The 18931-nt window shown below is 66.9% G+C and carries 9 protein-coding genes; all 9 read left to right on the top strand.

The annotated features are described in order from the left end of the window. The first annotated feature begins 238 nt into the window (after positions 1–238). The 9 genes from ACQP2U_RS20035 to ACQP2U_RS19995 are packed head-to-tail and all read left to right on the top strand — an operon-like array spanning position 239 to position 18912. Complete coding sequence (locus ACQP2U_RS20035; RefSeq protein ID WP_433716055.1) at positions 239–7207, top strand: SDR family NAD(P)-dependent oxidoreductase; 6969 nt, start codon at positions 239–241, stop codon at positions 7205–7207. After that, complete coding sequence (locus ACQP2U_RS20030; protein ID WP_433716054.1) at positions 7200–11669, top strand: beta-ketoacyl synthase N-terminal-like domain-containing protein; 4470 nt, start codon at positions 7200–7202, stop codon at positions 11667–11669. The genes ACQP2U_RS20035 and ACQP2U_RS20030 overlap by 8 nt, the downstream gene beginning before the upstream one ends. Further along, entirely contained in the window at positions 11666–12004 is a 339-nt protein-coding gene (locus tag ACQP2U_RS20025; protein WP_397035515.1) for an acyl carrier protein, read from the top strand. Before ACQP2U_RS20030 ends, ACQP2U_RS20025 begins: the two co-directional genes overlap by 4 nt. An 8-nt stretch (positions 12005–12012) precedes the next feature. Then, positions 12013–12750 carry an alpha/beta fold hydrolase gene (locus ACQP2U_RS20020; RefSeq protein WP_433716052.1) on the top strand — a complete coding sequence of 246 codons (738 nt, stop codon included), beginning with the start codon at positions 12013–12015 and terminating at the stop codon, positions 12748–12750. Next, positions 12743–13582 (top strand): alpha/beta fold hydrolase, encoded by an 840-nt coding sequence (locus ACQP2U_RS20015; RefSeq protein WP_433716051.1) that lies wholly within the window; start codon positions 12743–12745, stop codon positions 13580–13582. Before ACQP2U_RS20020 ends, ACQP2U_RS20015 begins: the two co-directional genes overlap by 8 nt. Next, on the top strand, positions 13579–14745 hold the full coding sequence (locus ACQP2U_RS20010; RefSeq protein WP_433716050.1) for a glycosyltransferase: 1167 nt from the start codon (positions 13579–13581) through the stop codon (positions 14743–14745). Before ACQP2U_RS20015 ends, ACQP2U_RS20010 begins: the two co-directional genes overlap by 4 nt. Then, positions 14742–15833 (top strand): hypothetical protein, encoded by a 1092-nt coding sequence (locus tag ACQP2U_RS20005; RefSeq protein WP_433716049.1) that lies wholly within the window; start codon positions 14742–14744, stop codon positions 15831–15833. The genes ACQP2U_RS20010 and ACQP2U_RS20005 overlap by 4 nt, the downstream gene beginning before the upstream one ends. Next, complete coding sequence (locus ACQP2U_RS20000; RefSeq protein WP_433716048.1) at positions 15830–17725, top strand: class I SAM-dependent methyltransferase; 1896 nt, start codon at positions 15830–15832, stop codon at positions 17723–17725. Before ACQP2U_RS20005 ends, ACQP2U_RS20000 begins: the two co-directional genes overlap by 4 nt. Then, positions 17722–18912 carry a glycosyltransferase gene (locus tag ACQP2U_RS19995; RefSeq protein WP_433716047.1) on the top strand — a complete coding sequence of 397 codons (1191 nt, stop codon included), beginning with the start codon at positions 17722–17724 and terminating at the stop codon, positions 18910–18912. The genes ACQP2U_RS20000 and ACQP2U_RS19995 overlap by 4 nt, the downstream gene beginning before the upstream one ends. Positions 18913–18931: the final 19 nt, after the last annotated feature.

The raw sequence follows: 18931 nt of genomic DNA, 5'->3' as shown, positions 1-18931 counted from the left end.
ACCGCCATCCACGCGCCGCTGCGTATCGCTGAATAGCGCGAGACCTCAGAATATCGGACTGATGGGCTCCCGCCGCAGCCTCGGCGAGGACTATGCTCGGGTAAGAGCGTCAGGGGTGTTGACGTCAGCAGGAGCTGTTCGACGATCCTTAGCAGAACCATTCGACTCCTCCGTTGAGTCGGCCGCAGCAATGGTCGCGCAAACGAAGGGGCAAGCGGTCCTCCGGAGGGAGCGGCGCATGCTTGGTGCACTTGGTTCGAACGACCTGATCATAGGTATCAATCCATTCGATGAGCCGAACGCACGGCTGGTCGTCGCCGTGGAACGAGCAGGCGGCCTAGGTGTCCTGGCTCTGAAGGGGGAAACGGCACAGGCAGACCTCGCGGAGGTGTGCGCTTGGTGGCCGGGAACTTTCGGGGTTCGGGTGCCGCGAGATTGCGATCTCACCCCGCACGATCTGCCTGAGCGGGTCGACACCGTAGTACTGCCATGTGTGCCCCGCCCGGACTCGCCTTGGTGGCCAGCGGTCGTCGAGCCAGGTCAGCGGGTGTTGATCGAAGTGATCTCGCAAGTCGAGGCACGCGCCGCTGTCACGGCCGGGGCGGACGGCCTGATTGCACGTGGCGGTGAAGCAGGCGGGCGAGTCGGTCGTTCGACCACTTTTGTGCTGATGCAGCAACTGTTGGCGGATTCGCAGATCACGGTGCCCATCTGGGCCGCAGGTGGGATCGGCGTACGCACGGCCGCCGCCGCGATCGCGGGCGGGGCCGCTGGCGTCGTATTGGACGTCCAGTTCGCACTAACCGCCGAGATGGATCTCCCGTCGGAGGTGTCGAGCGCAATTCGGGCGATGGACGGCAGCGAGACCGCGGTGGTCGGCGGGTACCGCTTCTACGTCCGGCCGGACCTTCCGCTGGCCAGGAGCATGGCCAGCGCCGGTGAGGTCGACCCTGAGACGATCGCCGCTCGGTTGGGCGCAAGTGACCTGCGTGAACAACTGCTGCCGGTCGGTCAGGACGCCGTCACGGCGGCGCAGCTGGCGTCGCGCCACGTCACCGCGGGCGGTGTGGTCCATGCGATTCGCGGCTCCGTTATGGCCGCGTTGACTACCGCGCAGACATGCCGGCCGCTCGACTCGGGCGCGGCCTTCGCCGTCGCGCACGGACTGCGCTTCCCTATCGCGCAGGGTCCGATGACACACGTGAGCGATAGAGCCGCCTTCGCGTCGGCAGTCGCGGACGCAGGTGGACTGCCGTTCCTAGCGCTGTCTCTGCTGTCCGGGGAGAAAACCCAGGCACTGCTGGAGCAGACTGCCGGGCTGCTGGGCGATCGGCCTTGGGGCGCGGGAATCCTCGGGTTCGTACCGACCGAAATCCGCGAGGCGCAGCTTGCGGCGATACTCGCGGTCCGTCCACCTTTCGCGCTCATCGCGGGTGGGCGGCCGTCGCAGTCGGCGGAGCTGGAAGCGGCTGGCATCCCGACCTTCTTGCATGTGCCATCACCAGGCCTGCTCGACCAGTTCTTGGCCCAAGGCTCGCGTCGGTTCGTTTTCGAGGGCAGTGAGTGCGGCGGCCATGTTGGTCCCCGCAGCAGCTTCGCGCTGTGGGAGACCCAGATCGAACGCCTGCTGGCGTTCGGCACAAGCCCCGCTGCGGGCGAGCGGTACTTCGAGGAGCTGCAGATCCTGTTCGCCGGCGGCGTGCACGACGAGCGGTCGGCGGCCATGGTCGCTGTGCTCGGCGCTCCGTTGGCCGAACGCGGCGCCGGGCTCGGCGTGCTCATGGGCACCGCGTACCTCTTCACCGAGGAGGCCGTCGCATCGGGCGCGATCACATCCACATTTCAGCGCGCGGCACTGGACTGTGCGCACACCGTGCTCCTGGAGACCTCGCCCGGGCACTCCACCCGGTGTGTGGACACGCAGTATGTGAGTACATTTCTGGAAACCAAGCGCCGGCTGACCGCTGATGGAGTCGGACAGCAGCAAATGTGGGCCGAGCTGGAGAAGCTCAACCTCGGCAGGCTGCGCATCGCAAGTAAGGGGCTGCGCCGACAGGGTGCGGACATCGTGCCGGTCGACGAGAACTTTCAAAGCGCCGACGGCATGTTCATGATCGGCGACGTCGCCACGCTACGGGCGGCCACGACGACGGTTGAGCGACTGCACAACGAGGTGAGTGCGGGCGCCACCGATATGGTCGCGGCCAGGGCTGCCGAGCTGGGGCTCACCTCGCCATCAACTCCGGCCGGGAAATCGGATGCGGAGGCATCGACGCTGGACGTGGCGATCGTCGGCATCGCCGGTGTCTTTCCGCAGGCAGGAGATACCGCACGGTACTGGTCCAACGTGGTCGGCGGCGTAGATGCCATAACCGAGGTCTCGGCTGACCGCTGGGATCCCGCCATCTACTTCGATTCGGATGCGGTGGGGCGCGTCGGGGGAGGTAAGTCGCCGTCGAAATGGGGCGGATTCCTGCCGGACGTTCCGTTCGACGCGCTCGCGTACGGAATCCCGCCCGCGTCCCTCTCAGGTGTCGAGCCGGTCCAGCTCCTCGCGTTGGAGGTAGCCACCAGAGCGCTGCGTGATGCCGGATACGGTGACCGCGAGTTCGATCGGCAACGTACCTCCGTGGTGTTCGGAACAGAGGCGGGAACCGACCTGGGAACGGCGTACGGTTTCCGATCGCTTTTCCCCGCCTATTTCGGTGCCCTGCCATCAGCTCTGGACGCCCACTTGCCCGCCATGAGCGAGGATTCGTTCCCGGGCGTGCTCGGCAACGTGATCGCCGGTCGCATCGCCAACCGGCTCGACCTGCGCGGCGTGAACTACACGGTGGACGCAGCGTGCGCCTCGTCGCTCGCGGCCCTCGACTCGGCCTGCAAGGAGCTGGGGGCCGGCACCAGCGACATGGTGCTGTGCGGGGGTGCGGACACCCACAACAGCATCTACGACTACCTCCTCTTCGCCGCTGTGGGCGCCCTATCCGGCAGCGGACGGTGCCGAACGTTCGACGCGGCGGCCGATGGGATAGCTCTCGGGGAAGCGGTTGGTTGCCTAGTCCTCAAACGTCTGGCCGATGCCGAGCGCGACGGTGACCGCGTGTACGCGGTGATCAAGGGGATCGCCGGCTCCAGCGATGGACGTTCGTTGGGGCTCACGGCCCCGCGGCTCGAGGGGCAACAGCTTGCGATGGATCGGGCTTACCACATGGCTGGCCTGTCGCCCGCGAGACTCGGTCTCGTCGAAGCGCACGGCACCGGCACCATCGTGGGGGATCGTACCGAGCTCGCCGCGCTGACCCGGGTGCTGACCGAAGCCGGCGCCACCCCGGGTGTCTGTGCGCTGGGATCGGTGAAGTCCCAGATCGGCCACACCAAATGTGCGGCCGGTATCGCAAGCCTGATCAAGGTGGCGCGGGCGATCTACGCAGGCGTGCGTCCGCCGACAAGCAACATCACGGCGCCGAACGGATACTGGAAGCGAGAGTCGAGCCCGTTCTTCTTCGATACAGCGGCTCGGCCATGGCTCGCGCACCCGGCCGATCGGATCGGGGGTGTCAGCTCGTTCGGGTTCGGTGGCACCAATTTCCACGCGGTGCTCGCGGGGTACCGCGGCGCCCCCGAGCCGGCGCATGGCCTCGACGAGTGGCCAGCGGAACTGTTCTTTTTCCGCGGCGCCGATGAAACCGAGGCAGTGCGGGAGATGGACCGCATATCTGAGCTGATCGCAACCAATGACACCGCCGGACGGCCCTGGCGGCTGCGGGATCTCGCTCGCACCGCATCGGTGACCCCTTCGCAATGCCCGGTGCGAGTCGCGGTTGTGGCATCCGATCTGGACGAGCTGGCGGGCAAGCTGGCTCGCGCTCGGGCTTTCGAACCCGCGCCCGAGGACGGGATTTTCGTTGCGTCGGATGGGAGCGAAACCGGTCAGGTGGCGTTTCTGTTTCCTGGCCAGGGATCGCAGCGAGTCGGGATGCTCGCCGACCTTTTCGTGGCCTTCCCCCGGCTGCGGCGCTACCTGCACCTCGGGGCCCAGTGGTACGAAGCGATGTTTCCGCCGGCAGCCTTCTCGCCGGAGGAGACCACTCGCCAACGCGCCACGCTGACCGATACCCGGGTTGCCCAGCCCGCGCTCGGTGTCGCAGAGATCGCCATGTCCGACCTGCTCGCCACGGTGGGCGTTCGACCTGATGTGGTCGCGGGCCACAGCTATGGCGAACTTGTCGCGCTTTGCGCAGCCGATGCGCTCGACGAGGGGGAGTTGCTCGGGTTGAGCCGGGCGCGTGGCGAGGCAATCCTGGCCGCGGCCGGGGAAGACCCGGGTCAGATGGCGGCAGTGAGCGCCGCACCCGAGCGGGTGCGGGATTTCCTCGCGCGCGACAAGTCGTGCGCCGAACTGGTGGTAGCCAACCACAACGCCCCCGAACAGACTGTTATCGCCGGCGCGACTCGAGCGATCGAAACGGCACTCGCCAAGCTCGGCGAGCACGGCATTTCCGCGACGAAGGTGCCCGTGGCGTGCGCGTTCCACAGTCCGGTGGTCGCCGCGGCTGGTGACCTGCTTGCCGACGAACTCGGCCGTTGCTCAGTGAGCGCGCCGAGAATGCCGGTGTGGTCGAACACGACCGCCTCACCGTATCCCGCCGACGCGGATGGCATCCGTGAGCTGCTCGTGCGCCAGGTCGCCGAACCAGTTCGCTTCGTCGAACAGATCGAGACGATGTTCGAATCCGGCGTCCGCGTTTTTGTCGAGGCCGGGCCCGGGCGTGTGCTGACCGGACTCGTCGACAACATCCTCGACGGTCGCCCACACCGGGCGATAGCTTGCGACATTCCGGGCGAGCCCGGACTGCGTCGGTTGTTGCTGGCGCTCGCTGAACTCGCGGTGGCGGGGGTGCCGGTCGATCCAATGCCGCTGTTCCGCGGGCGAGACGCGGCCGTGGTATCGGCGTCCACAGCGCCGCGCCGACCGGGCTGGGTCGTCAACGGCTATCTGGTGCGCACCGCCGATGGCCAATATCTCCCCGGCGCGTTTCAGCCGGCGCGGGAGCTGGGGACGCAGGCAGCTCCCGCGCTTCCCGGCATGCCGACCGAGGTCGGCGCAGCCCGCGACAGCACGATGATGGACTTCCTACGCTCCACTCGCGAGCTGATGGCCGCACAACGCGACGTGATGCTGGGCTATCTCGGCGCGCCGGTTGAGCCGCGCCTCACGAATTCCGCGCCGGACAACGTGGCGTCGGCGCCGAACAGCGCTGCCCCCGCTGCCGCGGATGTCCCCTTACCCACTAACGGCAGTGCGCCGCAACCTGATGCCCCGTTGACGCCGGACCACGCGCTGGCGGCGCTGCGGACGATCGTCAGCGAGCGCACCGGATACCCCGAGGACATGCTCCAAGCAGACCTCGACCTCGAAGCCGATCTCAGCATCGACTCGATCAAGCGCACCGAGATCCTCGGCGCCTTGCAGGAGCGGGTAACCGCGTTCGGTGCCGGCCTCGCGGCGGTCGACGAGTCCGGTGTGGAGCAGTTGGCCCGCCTCAAGACGCTGCGCGCCATCGTCGATTGGCTCATCGGCCGCTCGAATGGGTCGCCGGTCCCGGGCGGATCGCACGAGGCTGGCGAAGACGTGGCCCCCAGCGGTCAATCCACGCCGACGAGCGCGGGTTCGTCGCCCGCCGCTGGGTGCGAGCGGTTCGTGGTCGAAGTCGCCGAGCTGGAGGAATCCGTCGTGGCGGCGAACAGTAACGGCGCTGCCCTCGCCGATCGCCGGTTCGCAATCGTCGAGGCGGGGCTTGGCATCGACCACGAACTTGCTGCCCTGCTGGAGCGGCACGGCGCGCAAGTTTGCATTGTGCGCGGACTCGAGGACGATGACGCAGCGCTGCGGGAGGCCGATACGGTCGTGCACCTCGCTGCCGTCGTTCCAGGGACAAAGCCGGTACTGCCGGATGGGTTTTCCGGGATCCGCGACATCGTTCTGGGCGGAACTCGTAAGTTGCTGATAGCGACCGGGTTCGGCGGTAGGTTCGGCAGGGAGGGTACCGAGAGCGAACTCGTGCACGACGCGGGACTGGGCCTGCACGGATTGGTCCGCGCGCTTGCCCGCGAATTCCCGGAGCTCGACGTACGTGCCGTCGATATCGACGTCAACGACGAGCCGCACCGGATCGCTTCATACCTGCTTGCCGAATTGCTATGCGCGGATGCCCCCGCTGTTGTCGGTTACCGCGACGGCAAGCGTGCCGCACCGCGTGTCACGTCTGCTCCACTGCCAGTCGCGCCGACCAATGGCGATATCGCGGCACTCGGGCTCGAGCCCTCCTCCGTTGTTCTGCTGACGGGAGGCGCTCGCGGAATCACCTCCGATGTCGCGATCGGCCTGGCCCGAGCGACCGGCTGCCACATCGAGCTGGTTGGGCGAACTCCCGCGCCGAGCGGCCAGGAGGATCCCGAGACGGCGAAGGCAACCGACCGCGTCTCCATGCGACGTGTGGTGGTCGAGCAGGGCATCCGTTCTCCGTCCGAGGTCGAGGCGGTGACCAGTCGGCTGCTCAAACAACGGGAGATCCAGGCCACCATGGCCGAGCTGAGTCGGTATGCCGGCTCGGTGCGCTACCACGCGGCCGACGTGCGAGATTCCGCGGCGATGCGCGGTGTTGTCGAGGACATTTACGGTCGGCACGGACGTCTCGACGGTGCGGTCCACGGCGCCGGCGTGCTGGACGACCGGCTGCTATGCGATAAGACTCTCGCCGGGTTCGAACGAGTCTTCACGACCAAGGTCGACGGCGCCCGGGCACTCATTGCCGCAGTCCGGCCCGACCTGCGTTTCCTCGTGCTCTTCGGCAGCATCGTCGGCGTATACGGAAACCGCGGCCAGGCGGACTACGCGGCGGCCAACGACGCTCTGGACACCATGGCCCACGCGGCCTCATCGCGATTCGCTGGGCGCGTCGTGTCGGTGGACTGGGGCCCATGGGCGACCGCCGAGGGCGGTATGGTCTCGGCCGAACTCGAGCATGAGTACGCCCGTCGCGGGCTCGGGGTCATCGACCACGACGACGGTGTGGCCTGCCTGCTTAGGGAACTGGCTCACGGTGGCGACTCGGGCGCCGCGCAGATCATCTATGTGCGTGGACATCCCGAAGCGATTGTCGGGAATGGGCAGGCCCACGGTAGGCAAGAGCGGATCGATGCCTGAATCGCCACTCGGGCTCGACGCGGCGGTCGTCGGATTAGGGGCACTCTTCCCGGGGGCGCCCGACACTGCGACGTTCTGGCGCAACATCGTCGACGGCGTGGACGCCATCACCGAGGTGCCGGCGTCCCGCTGGGACCCGAGTTACTACGAGCCGGACGCGCCCGCCGCAAGTGACCGTATGTACTGTCACAGGGGCGGTTTCGTCGACGAACTGGCAACTTTCGACCCCGCGCGACATGGCATCATGCCGGTCGCGGCCGCTGGCGCCGAGCCCGACCAGCTCCTGGCGCTACGGGTAGCGACCGAAGCGATCGATGATGCCGGCGGCGAAGACCGGTTACCGGATCGCAGCCGGGTAGGGGTCATCCTGGGTCGCGGCGGGTACCTGTCGGCGGCCGGAGCCCGCTTGGACCAGCGGGTACGAACCGCGCACCAGCTCATTGCGACCCTTCGTGACCTTGTTCCGGGTCTTGCAGAGGCGGAGCTGAACAAGGTACGGGAGGCCTTCCAGGAACGGTTGGGACCCGAGCGGCCCGAAGCGGCGATTGGTCTGGTGCCGAATCTGGCTGCCTCCCTCGTCGCCAGCCGGCTCGATCTGGGAGGTCCCGCATATGTCGTGGACGCGGCCTGCGCGTCCGCTCTGATCGCCGTGGATCAAGCCATCGTCGAACTCGCCTCGCGGCGGTGTGACGCGGTAATCGCCGGTGGGGTGCACCACACCCACGACATCGTGATGTGGAGTGTCTTCACCCAGCTCGGCGCTCTCAGCCGCAGCCAGACCATCCGCCCGTTCCACCGTGGCGCCGACGGCATGCTGATAGGCGAGGGCACCGGGATGGTTTTGCTCAAGCGGCTGGAGGACGCCCAGCGTGACGGCGACCGAATCTATGCGGTTATCCGCGGCACCGGAGTGTCCAGCGACGGGCGGGCTTCTACTCTGATGGCGCCGCGGACACAGGGGCAGGTGCTCGCGCTGCAGCGCGCCTGGCACGCTGCCGGCCTCGATCCCACCGCTCCTGCGTCGATCGGCCTGCTCGAAGCGCACGGCACCGCGACGCCGCTCGGTGACGAGACCGAGCTCGACACGCTCACTCAGGTCTTCGGACCTGGTAACGGCACTCGCGAGAAGCGCGGGCCGCACCCGGATATCGGCATCGGCTCGGTCAAATCCATGATCGGGCATGCCATGCCCGCCGCTGGCATCGCTGGACTGATCAAAGCTGTCCTCGCGGTGCACTACGGTGTCCTGCCACCGACGCTGCATTGTGAGGAGCCCCGCCGCGCCCTCGCCGGCACCCGGTTCATCCCGGTCACACAGGCCCGGCCCTGGGATGGCCCAGCCCACATTCCGCGCCGCGCTGCGGTCGACGCCTTCGGATTCGGCGGGATAAACACCCACGTGATTGTCGAGCAAGCGCCGGGAGCCTCGACCGCCGCCGATGCGCCGCACTCCACCAACCGGCATGCGGATATCGAGGGCGAACACCTGCTGCTGTTGACCGGCGCTGACACCGATGAAATCGCCCGCAGCCTGGCTGTTGATGACGCGCGGCTGCTCGAGCGGGACGATGCTGCGGGCCACGCGGTGGACGGCGGACCGAGTCGGCTGGCGATCGTCGCCCCGGATCCGCGGCGGCTGGCCTTGGCGCGCAAGATCGTTGCCCGAGGCAGCCCGTGGCGTGGGCGCAACGATATCTATTTCGAACCGTCGCCCCTGCTCAATGGGACTGGCGGGATCGCCTTCCTCTTCCCCGGTCTGGAGCAGGACGTCGAGTACCAGGTCGACGATGTGGCCGAACACTTCGGCCTTCCGGCGCCGCGACTGCGCCGCGGCAGCCACTTCATCGAGCAAGCGGTCGACGCGATCACTGTCGGCCGTCTGTTCGCAACAGCCCTCGGCGAGTTGGGCGTCGTCCCGAACGTGGTGGCCGGGCATAGCCTCGGCGAGTGGACTGCCATGGTCGTCGGCGGGATCTACACACGGGAGAGTCTGGACGGTTTTTTGGAATCGCTCGGGCCTGACTTCGCGCAGCCGCTCGACCTTGTGTACGCGGCGCTCGGCTGTTCCGCCAAGCGGGCCGTTGCTGTCCTCGGAGACTTGGCGGGCGCGACCAGTGTCGTTGTGTCGCATGACAATTGCCCGCACCAATCGGTTATCTGCGGTCGCCCGGACCGCATCCGAGCCGCGGTAGCCAGATTCCGTGACCATGCGGTACTCGCTCAACTGGTTCCGGTTCGGACCGGCTTCCACACGCCGATGATCGAGCCGTACCTCGCCCGGGCTCACGACGCGCTGCACCAACTGTCCCTGCGGCCGCCCGACGTACCGGTCTGGTCGGCAACTTCCCTCGCCCCATTCCCGGACGCACCCGACGAAGTCCGCGGTCTGGTGATCCGACACCTGATCGAGCCGGTGCGGTTCCGACAGCTCATCGACGAGCTCTACGACTCCGGGATCAGGGCGTTCATCCAAGTGGGACCCGGCAGTCTGCCCGGGTTCGTCGAGGACACGCTGCGCGGACGTGAGCACTTGGTGGTGGCGGCCGCTGCGCCGGGTCGAACCGGCCTCGATCAACTGCGCAGAGTTTCTGCTGCGCTGTGGACCGCCGGCCGGTCTCCGCACTTTCATCGGCTGCCCGGTGCGCGCGTACCGACCACGCAATCGGCCACGGTCATGCGGCTCGACCTGGGTAATCCGCTTGTCCACATCCACGAAGCGATCAAACCGCTCACCATCTCGACAGGACCGAACCCTCTCCCCGTCGACCACGCGCGCGACCACCCCGTTCTCGCCGAATTCGACACCCTTCTTTCCGATGTGACCGCAGAGGCGAGATCGGTGGTCGATGCCTGGCGCGCCGGCGGGACTTCGACCGCGCCGGTCGTCGGGGACCCCATCGCGCCTCCCACCGAGGTCACGATCAGCCAAGTCTGCTCGCTGGAAACAATGCCCGAGTTGGTAGACCATTCCCTGGCCGCCGTACCGGCGGGGTGGCCCGATCCCTCCGATGCGTTTCCCGTGGTTCCGCTGACGGTGATGCTCGAGATGATGGCCGACGCCGCGCGAACGTTGTTCCCGGACCGGGTGCTGGTCGGCTGGGCGAAGGTGCGTGCTGTTCGCTGGCTCGTCGCCGCCCCACCAACGACCGTGACCATACATGCCAAGGCGGACGGTCACGGTACCGATGGTGTCGAACGGGTCACTGTGCGAATCGAAGGGCATGCCAGCGGTACGGTCCTGCTCGCCGCGAGCTACTCCGAACCTCCCGCCCCGAGCACCGAGCCGCTGACGGGAGAACGGCCACCGGTAGTCGGCGCGCCAGCGGTGTACACCGACCACTGGGCGTTCCACGGTCCGCGCTTCGCCGGGATCGCCGATATCTTGTGTAGCGCGGACAACGGTCACCGCGGCGTCCTCGTGAACCTGCCGACCAGGGGAGCGCTGTTGGACGCCGCTGGGCAGCTCATCGGCCACTGGGCACAGATCAGCCTGGACGCCAACAGGGTTTGCTTTCCGGTCAGCGTCGAGGCGATCCACGTCTACGGGCCATATCCCGACGTCGGAGCGCGGTTGACCCAGACCGTGTGGGCTCGACGGATCACCGATACCGAGGTGTGCGCCGATTCCGAACTCGTCGACGAGACAGGCCACCTCTGGGCTCGGATGCAGAGCTGGACCGACCACCGTTTCGCCAGCGATGAAGTCACCTGGCCGATGAAGTTCGACCCGGCGTCGACCGGGATCGGCGAGATGCAGCCGGGAGACTGGTGTCTGGTGCGGGAACGCTGGCCCGATACGGGTTCGCGTGAGCTGGCGATGCGCCGATACCTGCGAGCTGATGAGCGTACCGAGTACGAACACTTGCCCCCGCTAGCCCAACGACAGTGGCTACTCGGCCGGATTGCCGCCAAGGACGCGGTACGGAATTTGTCCTGGGGTCGCGGCGGCGGTCCGGTGTACCCGTGCGAGGTCGGTGTCGGCACGGACGAGCAGGGCCAGCCGTACGTTATCGGTGGACCGGTCCCCCCGGAGTTACGGGTCTGCATCGCGCAGAGCGAATGTCGGGGGCGCGCATCTGGCCTCGGTGTCGCGCTCGCCGGAATGAGGCCGGTCGGCATCGATATCCAAGCAGTGGCCCAGCGAACCGGCACAGCCGACTTGTCGCTCACCGAGAGCGAACGGACGCAGCTGGATCGTCTGGCCGGGGATCGGACGACATGGTCGACCCGGTTCTGGACGGCTAAGGAGGCACTCGCCAAAGCACTCGGGACAGACCTGCGTGGCCAGGATTTCGTCGTTTCGGCCACGGCAAGCAGTGATGACGGTGACGAAGTCCTCACCGTGAAGGCGGTCGCCGGCGACTCAACGACCTGGCGAGTCCGCACCCGCCTCGTCGACCGCGCGAATGAAGCACACGTAGTCGCCTGGACAGGAACGGACGATCGAGAGGACGCTCAATGACACTCGACAGCAAAGAGATTCGCGTTTTCGACGAAGTGGTCAGCCTGCTGACCCAGGTGATCGGCGCAGACTTCCTCTTGGACGTCGAGATCACCCCGGCTACTACCTTCAGCGACGACCTGGCGATGGAAAGCATCGAGATGGTGGCATTGGGGGAGAAGCTCCAGGAGCGCTTCGGCGCGAACGTCGACTTCGTGGCTTTCGTCGCCGACATGGATATCGACGAGATAATTTCGATGAACGTTGGCCGCCTGGTGACACACATCGAGCGCTGTCTCGCGAGCCCCGCCGCTGACACCGTGCCGGGCCAGGAGCCGGTCCCGACGCCGGAGTGAGCGAGGCGATGCCATTCGTAACCGCACGCGGGGCGCGTTTCCACACGGTGGAGCTGGGGACGTCGGGCCCGTTGGTCGTGATGCTGCACGGATTGTTCACCGGCAGCGTGGCCTCCTGGTACCTGACGGTGGCCCCGCTGCTCGCGGCACGGTGCCGGATCCGACTCATCGACTGGCGCGGCCACGGGCTCAGCGAGCGAACGCCGTCGGGTTACGGCTCGACGCACATGGCCTCAGATCTGGACGCGTTGACCGCGGATCTGGAGCCGTTCGCGGTCGTCGGGCACAGCTTCGGCGCGATCGTCGCGTCGCGTTTCGCACTCACTCATCGCGATCGAGTCACCCGAATCGTCATGGTCGATCCGCCATTAGCGGAACGGGCTCGGCCGTGGTGGACGCCCGACGAAAGCTCGCAGGCGCTCGAGCAAGCACGAACGGCTGCGGTCGAATCCTGCGGGAACCGCCGGGCTGGACTGGCTCTCGGCTTGGTCGAGGAGACGACTTTGCTGGCCGAACTCGAGGCGGAACCTGCGCTCACCGCCACCGACCTACGGGAATTGGCTCGGATTCCGACATTGATCGCCGTGGGATCCCAGTCCAGGTATCGCGCCGTAGCCGAGGGGATGGCCCGTGACCAGTCTGCGATGACCTGCCGCGTCCTGCCGGGCGGTCACGATCTCCACGTCGAATCCCGGCGTCCGCTCGCCGACATCGTGAGTAACTTCCTGGGGGTTACCGATGACTGAGATCGTCGCCAATCGCCTTCGGTTCCACGTCCAACGGTTGGCACCGAAGGGCCCGAGTTCGGCGAATTCCCCGACGGTGGTGTTCCTGCACGGCCTTGCCGTCGACGACCTGTCCAGCTTCTACTACACGCTCGCGGGCCCGGTGTCGAAGGCCGGCGCCGAGGTGATTCTCTACGACCAACGTGGCCAGGGCCGGTCGCAACGACCGCGGACCGGTTATCGCCTAGCCGACGCCGTGGGGGACCTGTTCGCGATTCTCGACGTCTTGGACCAACGCCAGCCGGTACACCTGGTCGGCAACAGCTACGGCGGCATCTTGGCCGGGCTCGCCGCGCTGGAGCGCCCGGATCGGGTTGCGAGCGTGGTCTTCATCGACTCCTGCTGCGCGGGCGCGGCGGTCGAGGCGTGGTTGGAGAGCATGCTCAACACCCTCAGCGCGGCGGCCCTGTTATACGAGTACGACCGGCTCGACGAGCAGTGCGCGGCTGTTGGCTGGCGCAAAATAGCCAGGCAAGTGCGCGGCATGTCGGGACTGCTGAGCGAGACCACACTCATCGAAGACTTGGCCGCCAGCCCAACGGTCGACCCGACGCGTTTGGCCGAGATCCGCTGTCCAGTGCTCGCGGTGTTCGGCGAACGGTCCGACATGGTTTCCGCAGCCGGTGATCTGACCCGCCACGTGCCGGACTGCACCTTGGAGATCCTTCCGGGAATGGCCCACACGGTGCTACGCGAGTCGACCGACGTGCTCTGTGAGGTTGTGGTGTCGTGGCTCAGCCGACACGGATCGAACGCGCGCACTGCCGCCCGCGGAGGCGGTGAAATCCGTTGAGTCGCTTCCTCTTTGTCGTACCGCCGCTGACCGGGCACATCAACCCCACGGTATCCGTGGGAGGGGAGCTGGCCCGGCGTGATCATGAGGTGGCGTGGGTCGGCCACACCGAAGCTCTCCGAACTCTGCTGCCCGGGAATACCCGGATATTTTCAGTCGCCAACGACTTTTCCGCCGATCGGCTGCATTCCTTCGGGGATCAATGGTTGCGCCTGAAGGGATCGGAAGAACTGAAGTTCTTCTGGGAGGAGTTTCTGGTCCCGCTCGGGCACGCGATGCTCCCCGCGGTTACGGCGGCAATCGATGCGTTCGCCCCGGACGTGATCGTGTCCGACCAGCAGGCGCTCGGCGGTGCGGTAGCCGCACGCCGATCGGGAGTGCCATGGGCGACCTCGGCCGTCACATCCTCCGAGCTGGTTCGGCCGCTTGCCGCCATGCCTAAAGTCGAGGAGTGGGTGACCGAGTGCATGGCTGGCTTCCAGCGAGCCCACGGCATCGCCGACCCGGTCGATCTACGCTGGTCCGACCAGCTGGTGCTCATTTATTCGACCGCGGCGCTGATCGGCCCACTCGACGGTGTTCCCGCGCACTACGTGTTCCCTGGCCCGGTGCTCACCGCCCGGCCGCAAACAACTCCATTCCCCTGGTCGTGGCTGGATCCGGAGCGGCGAAGGGTGCTCGTTTCACTCGGGACGCTGAACACCGACGTGGGTGGCCGTTTCTTTCGTACGCTGCTGGACGCAGTAGCCCAGGAGGGCGAGCGGTGGCAACTGATCGTGGTGGCCTCGCCCGCGTCGATCGGTCCCACCCCGCCGCATGTTCTCGTCCAGGAGTCCGTTCCGCAATTAGCGCTGCTATCCCGCATCGACGCAGTCGTGTGCCACGGCGGCCACAACACAACCTGTGAGGCGCTCTCTTATGGGTTGCCGCTGGTGGTGGCACCGATCCGGGACGACCAACCGATCGTCGCCCAGCAGGTCGCCGACGCCGGTGCGGGAATCCGAGTGAAGTTCAATCGCGTGCGATCCGCAGAGCTGCGCGAAGCGGTACTCGCCGTTCTCGACGAACCCTCTTACCGCCACGCTGCCCGCCGGGTGCAGGCATCCTTCGCGGCAGCCGGCGGCACTGTTACGGCCGCGGACCATCTGGAGAAAATGACATGACTGATCTTGTCTCGCAGCTGGACGCGGCCCTCGACCTCCGCGTGGTCGGCCATTTCTACAAGAAGCTTCACGGCAAGCACCCCGCTGGATACTGGCATGCCCCCGGTGCGATCACGCTGCTCGGCGACGGCGATGCCGCGCTCGCGATGGCAGTTCGGTGGGGGGCGATCGCGGCTGTCGAACCCCGCAAAGACGACACCATCATGCTGCGATCGATCAATCGCCTCGGTGAGAAGTACAAGTCGAATCTCGCCGACCTCGCTCCGAACGCATATGGCGTCGGTGCGGCGACTCGAGACTGGGTCGTCGAGCCCCTGGCGGTCCTGTGGGCCATGCGCGAAGCCGGGCATAGATTCGGCGGCGCGACCGTCACCGTCATGACCGATATTCCGCGCGACTCAGGACCGGCGGTCTCGGTGGCCATAGCCTGTGCGACCGTCCTCGCCTTCCGTGACCTGTACGGGCTCGACATCCGGTCCGCCGAGAGCGTCGAACTCGTCGGCCGCGCACTCAGCGCCTTCCGCGTTCCCGTCCACGGGCCCGGTGTGGCAGCCGCCTCCCTGCTCCTGGACGGCGGTGTGGCACTTGCTCGCGACGGCCGGGACACGGCGAACCAATACCTGCCGCTCAACCTCGGGTCGGCGGGCTTGCGCTTGTTGATCATCGATACTCGGGTACGTCAGGGCACCGCCGAGATGCTCCGGACCGACGCCCTGGATGTAGACGAGCGCGACGTGGTGCAGGCTGGGGTGGCGAGTCTGCGCCGCGGTGACGCCGAAGGCCTGGGTCCACTTCTCACCTCGGCTCACAGCCGAGCACGCGATGCCGGACGGACCAGCGCCGAGCAGAACCTCGCGGTGACCACCGCGGTCGCGGCGGGAGCGCTGGGCGCTCGGGCAATAGCAGACCGAATGGGGCGACCGGCGATCGTGTTGGTGCCCACCGCCCGAGTCGCCGCCGTCCGATCCTCGATCGTTCGGGCATTCGGTGAAAGTGGGTGGCGTACACCACGATTCATGACCTCGGCTGCCGTCCGCCGCGCCGGACGCATCGCCGGACCGACTACGAAGACGGAGAGCCGATCATGATCTCATTGGCATCGAACCGAAGTAAGTCGTTCGGCCTGCTGCCGCTGCTGACCGCGGCAGGGATAGTGGGAAATGGGATCCGCATCCGCATGCGCCTGCGCCGCCTGCCGGTCCTCGAGCCATCGACGGAACCGGTCGGGCCCGCCCACCGATTTCTTACCGCTGCTGGAGTGCGGTTGGACGACGCGACCCGGCGCGCCGCAAGCGCGCACGCCGCTCGGCGCGGGTTGCAGGTTCTCGACCTCATCCCGGATGGTCTGCCAGCAGAGACGATATTGGAATTGCTGCGCAGGTATAACCCGGCTACGTTCCGTTCCGATCCGTTCGCCCCAGCGCGCAGCGCATCGCACGCGATACTCGCCGACGCGGATGTGCTGGAGCGAGCCGGTATCGGCCAGTTCGAGATGCTCGAGCCAACGGAGCTCGCCGGAATCGCACTGCGACTCAAACAGTACGCAGGAACCTCCACCGACGCTGCCCTTGTGCCTGGTCTGTCCGCCCTGCCCGATCACAGTAATGTGCAGCGTGCGTGGATCCGGGCCGTAACGGATCAGCCAGCGTCCGCTGCCGAGTTGCTGACCACCTTCGCGGGACCACCTTTGACCTTCGCTGCCCTCGTTTTCGGGTGTGCCATGGCCAATCCGGTCTGTGGCGCCCTTGCCGTGTTGGCATTCGGACTGCAGCCGTTGCTGACTTCGGCAGGGTCCGGTTCGATCACAGCTGATATCTCTGTGCGAGGCGTGATCGGCAGGACGTGGCGCAGGCCGAAGGTGTGGGCGGGGGCCGTGCGAGAACAGAGCGCGGCTGCGCGGTCCGAGCTCCTGGAACAGATCGAAGAGCGCCGGCCCGCCTACGAAACCGAGCTGGCCGCCGGGACGCAGCGATTCTTCGAGGCGCGCCGGGAAACCTGTCCGTGGTGCGGCGCGGCGGACTTATCGGTTCGCCTGGTCACGGCCGACCTGCTCCAGCACAAGCCGGGCAGGTTCACTCTGGAGGAATGCCGCAGCTGCCGGCACGTCTTCCAAAACCCTCGGCTGTCGCTGGCCGGTCTCGAGTTCTATTACCGCGACTTCTACGACGGTCTCGGCGGTCCGGTCACCGAACAGGGTTTTTCGCTCACCAAGGGCACTTATCTGGATCGAGCGCGAATGGCGCTGCCGTTCACCACACCAAAATCTTGGCTCGACGTAGGAACCGGTCATGGCCATTTCTGCACTGCCGCCCGCGAGGTCTGGCCGCAGACGGTCTTCGACGGGCTGGACCGTGCCGACGCCATCGAGGAGGCCGAGCGTCGCCACTGGATCCGCCGGGGCTACCGGGGAATGTTTCCCGGGTTCGCCGACGAGATGGCCGGCCGGTACGACGTGGTCAGCATGTTCCACTATCTCGAGCACACCCGCGAGCCGTTTATCGAGCTCGATGCGGCCGCTGCGGCTCTCACCCCCGGCGGTCATCTGCTGATCGAGCTGCCGAACCCCGAGTCGAGTTTCGGCCGGCTCCTCGGACGGTGGTGGATGCCCTGGCTTCAGCCACAGCATCAGCACATGATCCGGCCGGACAACTTGATCCGCGCACTGACGGACCGCGGCTTCACGACGGTGGCGGTCCACCGCGGCGAGGCGAACCAGCGGGGTAGCGACCTGACGTGGGGACTGGTCCTCGCCGTGAACGCCATTACCTACGACCCGAAGCTGCCGTGGCTGCCGCAGACCCGGCTGCGCAATTCACCGATGTTCCGAGCGGCTCAATTGGCGCTGCTAGCCGCCGCGTTTCCGGTGGTCCTCGTCGCCTGGATCGCCGACTCGGTGTGCCACCAGGTCGTTCGTCATACCGGCGGCGGCAACGCGTACCGGGTCCTGGCCCGCAAAGAGCGCGGGACCGGTGTCGCATGAGCCGATTCCTGTTCGTCGTTCCTCCGCTGGCCGCTCATGTCCACCCGACCGGAGCGGTCGGGCAGGAGCTGGCCGCGCGCGGTCATGACGTCGCCTGGGTTGGGCACTGCGAACGGATCAGACCGATGCTGCCAGCGGGCAGTCAGCTGATCGAGGTGGGTTATCCCGCCGACGGTTCCGCCGAGCCGGTTGGGTCGTACGGGTGGGGATGTTCGATAGAGGCACGCAGACGGGGGAGGCGGGGGCCTGAGGCGTTTCGCTTCCTATGGGAAGATTTCCTGATTCCGCTGGCCAACTCGATGGTGCCCGGTATCGAAGCCGCCGTCAGTGACTTCAACCCCGACGTCCTCGCCGTCGACCAGCACACCGTGGCCGGGGCGCTGGTCGCGCGTCAGCGCGAATTACCCTGGGCCACTTTGGCAATTATGTCGGCGGAGTTGGTCGAGCCGCTCGGACCCAAACTGCAGGACTGGGTCGGGCAGCACCTCGACGGCTTTGCGCGCTGTTGGGGGCTGACCGAGGATCAACTGCTCGACTTGCGCTTCTCAGACGATCTGGTGCTCGCATTCACGACCCAAGCGCTGGTGGGTCCGCTGGACCGGTTTCCTACCCACTACCGGTTTGTCGGACCGGCGGTCGCCGCGCGAGACGGGGAGTTCGCCTTCGACTGGCTCGATCCAGAGCGTCAGCACGTCCTGATCACCTTGGGAACCGTCAGCGGCGACATCGGCCAGTCGTTCCTGACAAAAGCGATCACGGCTGTCGAGGGACTCGGCGACCGGCTCCAAGCGGTCGTCGTCGCCCCGCCTTCGTGGATCGACCTGCCCGCCGAGCACGTGCTGGTGCGGGAATTCGTGCCCTATTTGAAACTGCTGCCACACCTGGACGCTGTGGTCTGTCATGCCGGCCACACCACAACGTGTGAGGCCCTGGCACACGGAGTGCCGCTGGTGGTGGCTCCGATCCGCGATGACAATCCGGTCGTCGCGGGTCAGGTCGTCGGCGCCGGTGCCGGCATCCGGGTGAAATTCGGCCGCGTACGCCCGACCGAGTTGCGGGAAGCGATCTCGGCCGTCATCGAAGATCCGTCCTACCGGGTGGCCGCGCGCGCAGTGCAAGAGTCCTTCGCCGCAGCGGGCGGCGCGGTCGCCGCGGCCGACCACCTGGAGAAATTGGCAAGGATTTGACCGCGCTCGCCGAATACGG

This window comes from Nocardia sp. CA-084685 (genome assembly GCF_050955785.1).
Classification (GTDB): domain Bacteria; phylum Actinomycetota; class Actinomycetes; order Mycobacteriales; family Mycobacteriaceae; genus Nocardia.
This window is presented reverse-complemented; position numbering and strand designations above follow the sequence as displayed.